This window comes from Paenibacillus foliorum (assembly GCF_013141765.1).
Taxonomy (GTDB): domain Bacteria; phylum Bacillota; class Bacilli; order Paenibacillales; family NBRC-103111; genus Paenibacillus_S; species Paenibacillus_S foliorum.
This window is the reverse complement of the sequence record NZ_WHOD01000049.1, coordinates 154,208-167,199: the sequence shown is the minus strand read 5'-3', so window position 1 is coordinate 167,199 and position 12,992 is coordinate 154,208. Positions and strand designations below refer to the sequence as shown.

Sequence of the window (12,992 nt, the reverse complement as noted above, 5' to 3'; positions counted from 1 at the left end):
ATGATCGAAAGGAGAGTTGAATCGCCAATGGCGCTTAAAAAAGCAATGATCATCGTTGACAAAGGAACCAGCAAGGAGACAGTCGAGGTACTGTTCAACCCCAATGAATACTCGCTCGATACGAGCAACAGCTACTCATGGGATCCGGTTCCCGGCCTTTCGATGCCGATTGGGCAATTTGTCAGTGGCGGTACAACCTCCTTAACGATGGATATATTTTTTGATACTTATGAAAAAGGTACGGATGTTCGAGAATATACGAAGAAAATTTCCGGACTGTTGGATGTCGAGAAAGGCCTTCACGCTCCGCCGGTGTGCCGGTTTGTTTGGGGGTCCCTTGATTTCAAAGGCGTCGTGGAAAAAGTAAATCAACGCTTCACGATGTTTCTGGATTCTGGGATTCCGGTTCGTGCGACATTAAAGGTTTCCTTCAAATCATGGCATAGCAAAAAGGAACAGCTGCAGGATATTCCCCGTGAATCCGCCGACCGTACCAAGCAGAAGACTCTGAAGCAAGGAGAGCAGCTGTGGATGGTTGCTGCCCAAGAGTATGAGAACCCGGGTCTGTGGCGCGAGATCGCTAGTGCCAATGGGATAGATAACCCGCTCAAATTGCAGTCGGGACGTAGAGTAACTGTACCGAGGTTGGAGTGATCATATGGCAGATCTTAAACTGGATTCCTCTACTTATACGACGGATAGCTTGGCAAAGAAGTACAATGACTTTTTCGCCCCTGCTTTTGAAATTTCGGTGAATGGCACTAAAATTTCGGATGAAATCGCCGTGTCCAGCCTAAAGGTAGACAACAGTATTCAAGGGACGGCAGATTCTTTTTCCTTTCGTGTGACGAATGCTTTTGATTTAGTAAAACGTGATTTTTTGTGGCTGGATAAAGTGTTTGTGTTAGGCAAGGCGGTGGATATTAAGCTAGGCTATCTGGATAAGCTTACTTTAGTTTTTCAAGGCTATATAACCTCCGTGGTTGCTGATTTCTCTGAGGATGATACGCCAAGCCTGATTATTAGAGGGATGGATCTTTCCTACTTAATGATGAAGGGCTCCAAGTCCAAATCATGGGCGAAGAAAAAATACAGTGACATTGTTAAGGAGATCGCGCAAGCTCACGGCGCCAAGCCGCAGGTAGACGATACTACCACCGAATACATTACGGTTTCACAGAATCAGATTGACGATTATCATTTTATTCAATATTTGGCTGATCTGGTCAATTACGATTTTTTTGTAGTCGGCAAAACACTTTATTTTCGCAAGCCGCTAACTGAGATGACACCTGTTGTCACTCTGGAATGGGGGACCTTTATCCGAGCCCTCTCCATTGACATGAACATTGCCGATCAGATTACGGAAGTATGCGTGCGTGGATGGGATAACAAAAAGCTAGAGGTAGTTGAATCGAAGGCTACTTCAGTCACCAAGCTGGGCTCGAATTCCAAAACCGGTAAAGATATTATGAAAGCTCAGGGCAGTTATATCGAACATGTATATACGAACATTGATTCAGCAAGTGAAGCCAAAACGCATGCCGAAGCCATTTTGAATAAGCGTTCTATGCAGCTTGTAAGCGGCCTTGGAGAATGCGTCGGTATTCCTGAAATACGCGCCGGACGCTACATGAAGCTCGGAGGGGTCGGAACCAAGCTTAATCAACCTTACTACATCATTGCGACTACACATATTGTGGATGAGAGCGGCTATGTAACCCGATTCCAGCTGGGAGGAAATGCGGTATGATGAATTATCCAGAGTTTATGTTCCGCGGTATGTCTGAGCCTGTTTTTCCTAAAATTAATGGGGTCATGGTAGCGGTAGTAACTGATAATAAAGATCCTGACGGGCTTGCCAGAGTCAAGCTTAAGCTGCCTTTACGAGAGGCGGAGACCGAGACAGATTGGGTTCGAATCGCTACCTTAATGGCAGGTAATGACCGGGGCAGCTTGTTTGTTCCAGAGGTTGGGGATGAGGTGCTGGTTGCGTTCCATTTGGGCGAAATTCGCCAGCCTTTTGTAATCGGTACGCTTTGGAGCACGAAGCAGCCTTCTCCCACAGGGAATGATAAGAACGACCTTCGTAAGTTTAAGTCGCGGGCAGGGCATGAGCTGGAGTTTGATGATAATGACTCGGATGGCAAAGTAACGATCAAGACGAAGAAGGGTCAGACGATTGTTTTTTCAGATAAGCAGGATATCATCGACATTAAAGAACAAAGCGGCAACAATTCCATACAAATCAAAGGCGGCTCTGCCAATGAGATTACGATAAAAAGCAGCAGCTCTACCATCAAGCTGAATGCCAAGGGCGATGTGAGCATTGAAAGCACAAAGGAAATTAAGATCAAATCTACGCAGGTCAATATCGAGGCTTCGGCTACCATGGCGTTGAAGGCAGGAGCTTCCCTTGATATAAAATCCGATGGGATAATTAACATCAAAGGCAGTATGGTCAAAATAAATTAAAACGGGCCAACGCAGCTCATATTTAGGGGGTCTATATTCCCGGCGAAGGTCTAGCAAATGCATACGAAGCAAGTTTTGCATAGCAATACTCTTAGGAGGGTCAAACCAATGACGGAGGTTTTTCTCGGGCGAGGCTGGAAATTCCCCATACAAGTGGACAAAGCTACAGGGCGCGTCCGTTTGTCGGAATACGAAGAGGATATAGCGGAAGCCATCCGGATCATTCTTGGCACTTCACAAGGGGAGCGGGTTATGCGTCCAGATTTTGGCTGTGAAGTGAATGAGTTTGTGTTCGGACAGACGGATGATACCACTCTGCGGCTTTTGGAGAGTAGTATCAAAGGAGCGCTAAGAACGTGGGAGCCTCGTGTACATGAGGTGGAAGTTAACGCGGTTCTGGATCCAAACGAGCATGGCAGGGTTAATATCGAAATCCGATATTTGGTGCGTACTACGAATAACTTGTTCAATCAGGTATATCCTTTCTACATCCATGAAGGCTCCAATTAAATGAGGTTCTCTGGTTAGCATTCGTATTTTAGTAAGTATTCCATTTTACTGGTAAGAGGATGAAGCATAGAACATGAAAAAGCGGACAGAGAGGGGGTGGATGCATGCAGCCTCCCAAAATTGATACAAGCGATATTCAGGATTTGATTGCCCGTATGAAGGAAATGGCGCCCTATTATACGCCGGAATGGCGTTTCACTCCGGAAGATCCTGATCCAGGTACCGCGCTGTTCTTATTGTTTGCTGAGATGTTTCAGGAAAACATTAAGAGGCTCAACCGGGTTCCGATGAAAAACTTTATTGCCTTTATGAATTTTCTGGACGTTTCACTGCTTCCGGCGCGACCGGCTAGCGCATTTTTAACGTTTCGGTTGAATGCGGGTGTAGTTGAGCCGGTACTCATTCCAGCGGGTACGCAAGCAATGGCAGCAGGTACTGAAGGTGAAGTGCTGTTCGAAACGGAACGTGCGGTGCTTTTGACACCAGCTATGCTGACAGCCGTCTTTTTGTCGAGCAAGAAGCACGATATGATCGTGCGTATTCCCGAATCCTTCACTGCAGCATCCAATGAAGGCATAGCCTCCCCGACTGCTCTGTTCGAACTGCGGGAAGCCGATAATTTGCAGGAACACGTACTGTATATGGAGCATGGTGAATTGTTTCTTTTGAATGAGACAGCACGTATTGAGCTTGAGGTTGGACATTCTCTTAGAAGATTCGATGATAACGCCCTCTGTGAGCAGTTAGCTAATCCGGTGCAAACCGAGTGGCGGTATGCCTCGGAAAGCGGCTGGACCTTGTTTGACCGCGTAGAGGCCCAGGGGAATCGTATAGTTCTTTATAAATCACAATTGGGCGAGCTTGTGGAAAGTGAGCTGTCGGGTATTTCGGGTCGCTGGATCCAGTGTCGAATGAAACGCTCTTCTCAGAGCAGTGTTCCTACTTTGGCTGATGAGCATGTGGAGCTGGACCGAATTTCCGTGAAAACCGATTATGAGGACTATTTAAATAGAGGCGGCATCGCTCCTGACGTAATGTTCTATAATGATGTTCAGGCTGATCCTAATGGATTTTATCCTTTTGGCGACATGTTTGCTCCATACGGAACCTTCTATATATCGAGTCGTGAAGCGCTTAGTAAGCTGGATGGGCTGATTACATTATCATTTGGACTTAAGGCTGTTGCGAACCGTTTCCAAGCAGAGCTTGAACAACCGGTGGACTGGAAGCTGGTTATGAAAAAGTCCAAATTTGAAAAACGCAATGTCCCAACCGTTTCTATTGCAGAGGTGTTATGGGAATATTGGAACGGCAGCGCATGGGTGCGGTTAAATGTTGGCAAAGAAGCGGAGCGGTTGTTCTACCATCCAGGGGACGAAATACAGCGTAAGGAAGTAACTTTTCGCTGCCCACAGGATTTACAAGAAGCATTCGTTAATTCACAGTTGAGCTATTGGATTCGGGTTCGTATTCTGCATCTCGAAAATTTATATTCGGCAGAGCCCGTGTACCTCTCACCTTGGATTGAGGAAGTGAAGCTGACCTACCAGTTTGTGGATCGGAACTACCCGCTGCGGCGCTGCTTTACATTAAACAATACAAACTTTGTCGACAGGACGGCTCAGAGTCGGGGACACTCAGGTACATTTGCCCCTTTTTACCACTTGGAGGGAGATTATCCGTCTTTGTATTTAGGATTTCATGTTCCGCCTGTTAAGGGGCCTATTTCCATTTACATATCTGTTCAGCAGCAAAGGATTACAGAGCTGGATATTCCCCTCATGGAATGGCAGTATCGGAAAGCGAGTAACAATGGGGATGGCTCGGCATGGTCGACTATGAAGGTTATGGATGATACGAATGGTTTGACTCGAAGTGGTACGGTACAGTTTGCGGGACCCGTTGATTTTGCTAATGAGCTGCTTTTTGGTACAGAAGGCTATTGGATTAGGGTAGTAAATCGTGACAGCAAGTATGATGACCGTTCAGGAGTCTATGCGATGCCTGTAGTTAATGGAATGTACTTAAACACGGTTGCTGCCGTTCAACAAGAAACGATCCATAATGAATATCCTGATCAAAGGGCAGGGGAAATCTCTTCAGAATACCAATTGAGCCGTACGCCAGTAGTAACAGAAACGGTATGGGTCGATGAAACGGGATCAATGACAGAGGAAGAAGTTCTCCGACACCTGGAGCACGAAACGCTGGAGATGGATATAATTCGGGATTCAGATGGACATATTCAACGGTTATGGATACGTTGGCTTCCAGTAGGACACATGGCTGACTCTGGGGATAAGGACCGGCATTATACGATAGACCGAGCATACGGACGCATTCGGTTCGGTAACGGGATTCATGGCATGGCTCCCCCAAAAGGCGGACTGGAGCAGATCAAGGTTCATTATAAGGTTACGGGCGGGAAAACGGGCAATGTAGCTGCAAAAGAGATCGTGAACCTGCAAAATTCAATCGCCTTTGTTGGAGGCGTAGCTAATCCGGAAGCGGCCGCAGGTGGCTGTGATGCGGAAAAGCAGGAGGCGGCCTTGCGCCGCGGCCCACAGCAGTTGAAGCACCGAGGACGCGCTGTAACCGCTGAGGATTTCGAGTGGTTAGCGCGGGATGCATACCCGAACATTGCCAGGGTAAAATGTCTAGCCAACTACAATGCCATGGTTAAGCCAGATATAGGCTGCATTACACTAGTCATTCTCCCGCAGGAGGGTGTGGGGGGCTTGGCTGCTTTTCCAGAGCTGAAAAAACAGGTAGAAAAGTACATATTAAAGCGCGCTTCCAATCTTGTTGCTTTGCCAGAACGGATTCAAGTTATCCAACCGGCTTTTATTGAAGTATCCGTTACTGCAGTCGTTGCTGTGCAGGGAATAGAAGCCGTGGTACCTACTGAGCTGGAAGCGATAGCGAAGCTGCAACGGTTTCTTGATCCATTGGATGGCAACTACGATGGAACCGGCTGGCAGATTGGGCAGGAGATCCATCTATCGATGTTCTACTCCTTGTTGAAATCGATACGTTCCATTAACCACGTGGAGAAGCTCTACATGACCGTTGAAAAGTTGGAGGATGGCATCCGAACCGAGCTGGACGTGAATCGTCTTGAGCCTCTGCTTCACGGTATCGTGATCAGCGGCAAGCATAAAGTAGTTGTTAATGCGATATAGGAAGTGAGCTTAACCTATTAATATACAGGAAGGTGTCCCTATGTCAGACGTATCGGTTCGATTCATTCATCAGAATGAATTAAATGGACTTCTTAATTTATATAAGCATATGCATGAGCATGATCCTGATTTAATTTTCGACGATAAACTTGAACAATTATGGGATGAAATAATGAATGATAGGTACATGAAGATCGTCGTTGTAGAGAAAGAAGGAACGATACTATCTTCATGCGTATTGACAATAGTTAAGAATTTGACTAGAAATGCAAGACCCTATGGATTAATAGAGAATGTTGTTACTCATAAAGAATTTAGAAAAAAAGGCTTTGCTCGAATGGCTTTAAATAAAGCGATAGAGTTAGCTAAAGAACATGAATGTTATAAGCTGATGCTATTGACCGGATCTAAAAGAGAAGAAATACATCAATTTTATGAGAAAAATGGATTTGTTCAAGGCTTGAAAACAGGCTTTATCATGAAATTTGATTGAATATTATTCATGGGAGCACACAAGTAAAGCGTGTCCCGTAGGGACGAAAGCGATGTAAGCAGATAAGTAACCAAGGAGAACTACCGCTGAGCCCTCCCCAACACTTTCGGGTGTCCAGAGGGCGGAGCCCTTGGGGCCCTCCCTTCTAGGGAGGGTTTGGGAGGGTCAAAGAAAAGGAGGTGTAAATCAATTGCTGCCGATACCGAATTTAGACGATCGCTTTTTCGACCAGATTGTGCAGGAAGCACGCAAAGCGATACCGAAGCTGCTGCCGGAGTGGACCGATGAAAACGCGCATGACCCTGGTATTACATTGGTTGAGCTGATGTCTTGGATGACGGAGGTTCAACAGTATTACCTTAATCGGATTACGGAGAAAAATGAACGGAAATTTCTGAAGCTGTTGGGCATAAAGCTGCTCGAAGCAGAGTCTGCTTTAGCTTATGTCACTTTTTCGGGCAGCGCACAGCATAAGGTACTGCCGAGGGGGACGAGGCTAAAGGCGATGGACCAGCCTTTTGAAACGGTAGAGACCTTGCAGCTGGTACCGGCTGAGTTGGATAGAATTATCGTGCGAACCGATGTAGCAGCAAGTGATTACACCTCTTCCAATCATCATGCAGGAATTTCCTATTATGCATTTGGTCCTGAAGCGAGAAGTGGCAGCAAGCTGTACCTGGGTTTTGATCAAGCGCTGCCAGAGCAAATGGATATTTCCATCGGACTTAAGTTATTTGAAGATTATCCGGTGTCTGTTGGCAAATTGGCTGACGGGTCCGCTCGGTTAATTTCATCTGCAGATGTATCCTGGAAATATTTTGGGGCAGAAGAGGGAGAAGGTTGGCTTCCGGTAGAGTTGGTTCGAGACTCGACAGTACATTTATCACAAACAGGACATCTTGTGTTCCGTCTACCCACTCCTATGAAGCCAATGCTTGTGCACCCCGCGAATGATAAGCGGCGTTTCTGGATTTGCTGCACCCTGGAGCGGGAGGGCTATGAGCTGTCGCCCAAGCTTGAACAAATACACGCTAATGCCGGTATAGCTGCACAGAGAGAAACTTGGAGCGAGACCGCCTCCTTCACCAGCTCTGGCGTAGCGGATATGCAATTTACAATAGTAGGCCATCTTCCTTTCTATGGGTTGAATATGGTGCAGGTTCGGGATGCCGAGGGCAGTTGGCGTGACTGGCATTCAGTCATAGATATAGCAGATTGCGGACCACAGGATCAATGTTACGAACTGCATAGAGACAAGGACAGTCAATCGGTCAGGCTTGTGTTTGGAAATGGGGTCCATGCTCTTATTCCTCCAGCAGGTGACCATAGCATTCGGCTTATCTCCTATGCTCCTGATTTTGAATTAGAACGTTGGCTTGGTCGAAGCAGCGGACTACCCAATCAGGAGTTTGAATATGATCGTTTACTGAACTGTTTGAGGGATAGCTTTCAACTCCAAATAGGTTGGGTAATGCCAGGAGCCGAGGAACTCGTGTGGGAGGACTGGTCGGCTGTCGAAGACTTCGACCACTCTGGCTCGGAGGATCGGCATTACGTATTGGATACCGCTAATGGGATGATTAGGTTCGGCAATAACGAAGAGGGACTCATTCCACACAAGGCAGATATCAACAATGTACGAATCCTATCGCTGCAAACCGGCGGAGGTCACAGAGGCAACGTCAAAGACGGACTCATTTCAGAGATCGTGACCGATGAGCCCGAGCTACTGGGCATTCGGGTAACGAATCCATTTCCTGCTGCAGGGGGGACGGAGAATGAGACGCTTGCCGATGCAAAGATGCGCGTGAGACAGGAGCTGCATACGCCATATCGTGCTGTAACAGGCGACGACTACGAGGCAATTGCACGTTCCACACCTGGTGTTCGTGTGGCGCGAGTGAAGGCCATTCCTCTCTATAAGCCGGGGATGAAGGTTGAGCAGCAGGACAAGGCTCCCGCTCAAATGACGGTCGTTGTCGTCCCTTACAGCGAAGCAGCTGAACCAAAAGCAGGTAGGGGGTTTCTGCAAACAGTCCGCGAGCACCTCGATCTTCATAGGCTTCTGACCACGGAGCTTCATGTTATTCCAGCGGAATACATTAAGATCACTATCCACGCTGTTGTAGTCATGGAACCCCATATGAAGGGGGAAGCCAGACGGATTATTCGCGAGCTGCAGCGACTGCTTCACCCGTTGGACCAAGGAAGCGAGTCGCGAGGCTGGCCATTTGGTCGTGCTGTGTATAAAGGTGATATTTATGGTGCAATTAGTCGGGTAAAGGGTGTCGTCTATGTGCAGGACCTATGGATTGATTATGAAGGAGCTGGAGCACGAAAGGATGCCAGTGGGGATATTATCATTCCGCCTTATGGGCTGGTGACATCAGGTGAACATGAAATTGAACTGCTTAGTAAAAACGATGTGTAGGACAGGACAGCGGATTAAGAGACAGATAGTACCTACAGGAACTAGGGGGTGAGGACGGTGCAGGATCCGTATCAGTTTTTCTCTTTTAATAAACGTTTGGATTGGGATAAAGGCAGCTATTACAATCTGCGGATGGTAAATGGAGCTCTAGCTATTCACCAGACTGAGAAATATGCGGTACATAAAGTAATCCGAAGCGCCCAGATTAATGGACCTGATGTGATGATGGACTTTACAGTAGGACAAGGCGGCAAGCTTTTCGTATTGGATGAAGAAGCCGCCATATGGTCATACGATGCGGAGAACCACCATACGGAGCTGCTGTTTGGACGGAATCATCAGCTATTCACCGGACATGCGCTGCTTGCATCGCGAGGCGATACCTTATTTGTGGCTGATCCGGTAAGTGAACGCCGTGTAGCGGCCTATTCCATATCGAACAGTCAATTGCTATGGGCGGTTGAAAACTGGAAGAATAGCCCGATTTATCCGCTTGCCGTTGCTGCCGATCTGCAAAAACGACTGTATACGGTCGTTCCATTGGATATGATTATTGGATTGAATGGAAAAGAAGAGGTGCCGGAGGGAGGGAGAATCGGGATTTTGCAGTGGGATGCCGCGGGTGAAGTTGTCGGCGTGTACCAACATGACTCGCTCAGACTCAACGAACGGACTGAGGCCGAGCAGTTGCAAAGAAGATATTATGCAGCTGTATCTGAGGTGGGTAAAGTGCATTTGTTTGACGCTCACCGTAGGCTGCTTACAGCTTTTGAAGATGATGGAGCCCTACATGCCCAGTTCTCTCTGGCTCTTGCGGGTTCCTATGCGGGGCTTTCCATTGATACGAATAATAATATGTATATCGGGGACAGCAGATTTGTCGGTGAGGATGAAGAGGATGAGCGTTTCATTCTAAAGTTTGGTGCGCAAGGTGATTTTCAGGCGAGAGTTTCGGGCTTCCGCGGCCGTACTAACAAGCTGTTGACCAATTCGAGAAACCAGATGTACGTGTTGAATGGAGAGACAGCAGAAATTACTCTGCTAGAGCTCCAAAAGCGTACGCTAGAGCTTGAAGAAAGCTCTCTTCCGGAGGGAATCTATTTATCGTCTGCGCTGGATACAACTGTTTCAGAGACGCAGTGGCACAGGTTCCAGCTGGAGGCGGTCATTCCTGAGGAGACACAGGTTCGCATCTCGTATTTGGCTTCAGACCGCAAGGAGCTGATGATTGATGGAGATTTTGTCGATCTCAGCAGTTACCTCAACAATTCCAGTATTGCACTTAAGGATAAGCTAAGATCGACAAGAGATTTATGGTCTGAACCGATTGTTAATCCTCGCGATGCGTTACTGATGAATGCGCAAGGGCGTTATCTCTGGTTTAAGCTGGAAGTAATGGGCAGCGAGCGGCAATCACCTCTTTTGCATAAGCTGAGGGTTTATTTTCCAAGAAAATCATTGATTTCCTACTTGCCTCCGATCTATCAGGAGATGCAGGACGATAGTCGGTTTTTGGAACGATTCCTATCTATGTTCGGGACTTTCTTTCAGGATATGGAGGAGAAAATCGACCGTATCTCTAAATACTTCGATCCAGACGCAGTGCATGGGCATTATCTGGAATGGCTCGGAACTTGGCTTGCTGTCTCCGAGGATGAATCCTGGGGAGAGGATAAGCTTCGTCAACTGATTAAGCAAGCCCCTGAGCTGTACAAGCTGCGAGGCACACGGCAAGGCTTATCCCGAATGCTGCAGATCTACACCGGATCGGAGCCCTATATTATTGAATACTTCCAAATGAAGCAAATGCAGGAGAGGTCCGAGCTCAGAGAGTTGTTGTCCCGATTGTATGGCGATAATCCTTACGTGTTCTGTGTCATGCTGCCGCAGGAATGTGTGCAGACCGATAAGCAGCGTTTAATCGTTGAATCGATAATTAACGATCAAAAGCCCGCTTTCACCGAGGGCAAGCTGACGCTGCTGCAGCCGTGGATGTACATAGATATGCATACTTATATGGGGATCAATACATTTTTGTCGGAGCCTACTCTGCTTACACTCGATCAACGCTCTTCGATGCCTTACAATACCGTGCTGATAGATCTGGAACGGGACAAGCGGATGGATATCCATACGCGTCTTGGACTGGATTCGGAGCTAGAATAATAACGATCCATGGGAATATGAATGAATATAGGGGAAGGCGAGGGAATTTCGATGAAAAAAACACGCTATTATCCGTTTGAACGAAATCGCTATTTTTATGGAAAGCTGCTGACTGTTCGTGATTTTGAATCGGAACAAAAATATTTTAACGACAAGCGCCGTATGATGAACCGGTTGCTGCATGGAGCGGGTGTTATTACAGGACTGCAGGTTATTGCAGTGGATGATAAGTCGGTTTCTGTAGAGATGGGGGCTGCCATTGATGCGCTGGGTCGGGAAATTATTATTTCCTCTCCTGTCACCTTGAAGCTGTCCATGATGGATGGTTTCACAAATAATGAATACGCAAAGAACGTATACCTCTGTATTGCCTATGATGAAAAAGGCAAGGAGCCGGTTCATTCCGTCGCTAATGCCGCTATCCGCTCGGATGAGATCAGTGAATACAACCGTGTGCTGGAGAGCTACCGCTTGTTTATTCGCGAGGATGCACCAGATCCGGCCTCATTTCCGTTAAATAATGTGATGGAGCAGACGAGTGTGCTGTATCAGGATTCACAGGTTCGTATCTTGCAAAACACACCGCGTTATGTCAATCCTGGACAGCTATTCGAAATGACACTGAGAGTGGAGAAAACGCTGCAAGCGGCCAAGGTGTTTTTTCAATATGAGGTTGTTGGAGATCAGGTAGATGCGGAAAGCTATGGGATGTTGACGTTCAATGAACCGCTGGATCGTCAGGAAACTGAATATGAGATTAAGGTATTACTAAGAGCTGGGCGATCCTCCAAAGGTAAGAGCAGGGTTGGAGTTAAGCGCGATACAGCTGTGCTGCGAATTGGCGACAAGCAGGTACCTATCGCAGCCAGCAGCATGAATGAACTGAACATTATCAATAATGCCGTTAAGGATCAGTGGCTGGAGGATTATGTGAATCGTTCCTTGGAGGATTCCTTGGAGTCTTCATCAGAGCCATGTATTTATTTGGCTAAAATTAATTTGCTGCAAATGGGACCCACTTACATTATTGAGAAGGTTGAGCCCGTGCCCTTCGGTGAGTATGTGTACAACGCTTCTGCGCTTCACAAGCTGGGTCAAAATGACGGAGTATCTTCTCCGACTGATAGTCCCATCGTAACGAAGTCGGCGGTAACCCGTCTAGGGTCCGATAAAGAGCCGGAATTGAAGGTTGCCTATAACCGAGAAAACAACGAGCTTTCGTTCAATCTCGGCTTACCCAGCATCCAGTCGAATGATGACATGCGGACCGGTGTAGTTGAGATTCCAGTTGCCTCGTTAAATAAATTTACCGCATCCCCTTTCGGGAAGGGTGGAAAAAGCTATGTATCCGATGAAATCGAGCATGGCTTTGGAGCTGGGGATACGTACATAGTAACCGGTCTTGAGGAAGTATCCAATGACTATATATCGGACATCCTTAGCAATAGCGAGCAAGTTTACTACGGTGCTTCCGATGTGTTTAAAGGCAGCGAGTTTGAGCCAAGCGGGCCGGAAGTGAAGATCGGTACACTCGTGTATCCGCGCAAAGGCACCTTCCGCATCGGCGTGCGATTGCAGCAGCCAACCGAAGCGACGAATATTCGCATCCGTTGGTGGGCATATAACAAGCCATCTGTAGCGCGCGAAGCGAGCTCAGCTGTTGAGAACTCAGTACGCGAGGCTGCGAGCGGCAGGGAAGAGTAAGCCACAGAGCCTGTAGCACAGGCTTTTTAAA

Annotated in this window: 9 protein-coding genes; all 9 read left to right on the top strand. The window is 47.3% G+C overall.

Annotation, left to right across the window (positions count from 1 at the left end; all coding sequences use genetic code 11):
• Nucleotides 1-27 precede the first annotated feature (27 nt).
• The 9 genes from GC093_RS10660 (at nt 28) to GC093_RS10620 (ending at nt 12,961) form a co-directional block, all read left to right on the top strand.
• On the top strand, nt 28-654 hold the full coding sequence (locus GC093_RS10660) for a CIS tube protein (protein ID WP_171651850.1): 627 nt from the start codon (nt 28-30) through the stop codon (nt 652-654).
• Nucleotides 655-658: 4 nt separating this feature from the next.
• The gene (locus GC093_RS10655; protein ID WP_171651849.1) at nt 659-1,753 is read left to right on the top strand and encodes a phage late control D family protein; all 1,095 of its coding nucleotides are present in this window, start codon (nt 659-661) and stop codon (nt 1,751-1,753) included.
• On the top strand, nt 1,750-2,475 hold the full coding sequence (locus GC093_RS10650; RefSeq protein ID WP_246314028.1) for a phage baseplate assembly protein V: 726 nt from the start codon (nt 1,750-1,752) through the stop codon (nt 2,473-2,475). The genes GC093_RS10655 and GC093_RS10650 overlap by 4 nt, the downstream gene beginning before the upstream one ends.
• A gap of 108 nt (nt 2,476-2,583) precedes the next feature.
• Nucleotides 2,584-2,985 (top strand): gp25 family contractile injection system sheath assembly initiator, encoded by a 402-nt coding sequence (locus tag GC093_RS10645; RefSeq protein WP_171651848.1) that lies wholly within the window; start codon nt 2,584-2,586, stop codon nt 2,983-2,985.
• Between the two features lie 104 nt (nt 2,986-3,089).
• A complete protein-coding gene (locus GC093_RS10640) occupies nt 3,090-6,167 on the top strand; it encodes a baseplate J/gp47 family protein (RefSeq protein ID WP_171651847.1) in 3,078 nt (1,025 codons plus the stop codon).
• A gap of 40 nt (nt 6,168-6,207) precedes the next feature.
• Nucleotides 6,208-6,660 (top strand): GNAT family N-acetyltransferase, encoded by a 453-nt coding sequence (locus tag GC093_RS10635; RefSeq protein ID WP_171651846.1) that lies wholly within the window; start codon nt 6,208-6,210, stop codon nt 6,658-6,660.
• A 190-nt stretch (nt 6,661-6,850) separates the two neighbouring features.
• Nucleotides 6,851-9,091 carry a putative baseplate assembly protein gene (locus GC093_RS10630; RefSeq protein ID WP_171651845.1) on the top strand — a complete coding sequence of 747 codons (2,241 nt, stop codon included), beginning with the start codon at nt 6,851-6,853 and terminating at the stop codon, nt 9,089-9,091.
• A 57-nt stretch (nt 9,092-9,148) separates the two neighbouring features.
• Complete coding sequence (locus GC093_RS36615) at nt 9,149-11,257, top strand: phage tail protein (RefSeq protein ID WP_171651844.1); 2,109 nt, start codon at nt 9,149-9,151, stop codon at nt 11,255-11,257.
• 51 nt (nt 11,258-11,308) lie between these two features.
• Nucleotides 11,309-12,961 carry a hypothetical protein gene (locus GC093_RS10620; RefSeq protein ID WP_171651843.1) on the top strand — a complete coding sequence of 551 codons (1,653 nt, stop codon included), beginning with the start codon at nt 11,309-11,311 and terminating at the stop codon, nt 12,959-12,961.
• Nucleotides 12,962-12,992: the final 31 nt, after the last annotated feature.

What these genes read in the sequence shown, in the direction of transcription:
- GC093_RS10655 (WP_171651849.1), top strand. Translation starts at nt 659, where the DNA reads ATGGCAGATCTTAAACTGGATTCCTCTACTTATACGACGGATAGCTTG.
- GC093_RS10640 (WP_171651847.1), top strand. Translation starts at nt 3,090, where the DNA reads ATGCAGCCTCCCAAAATTGATACAAGCGATATTCAGGATTTGATTGCC.
- GC093_RS10645 (WP_171651848.1), top strand. Translation starts at nt 2,584, where the DNA reads ATGACGGAGGTTTTTCTCGGGCGAGGCTGGAAATTCCCCATACAAGTG.
- GC093_RS10660 (WP_171651850.1), top strand. Translation starts at nt 28, where the DNA reads ATGGCGCTTAAAAAAGCAATGATCATCGTTGACAAAGGAACCAGCAAG.
- GC093_RS10650 (WP_246314028.1), top strand. Translation starts at nt 1,750, where the DNA reads ATGATGAATTATCCAGAGTTTATGTTCCGCGGTATGTCTGAGCCTGTT.
- GC093_RS10620 (WP_171651843.1), top strand. Translation starts at nt 11,309, where the DNA reads ATGAAAAAAACACGCTATTATCCGTTTGAACGAAATCGCTATTTTTAT.
- GC093_RS10635 (WP_171651846.1), top strand. Translation starts at nt 6,208, where the DNA reads ATGTCAGACGTATCGGTTCGATTCATTCATCAGAATGAATTAAATGGA.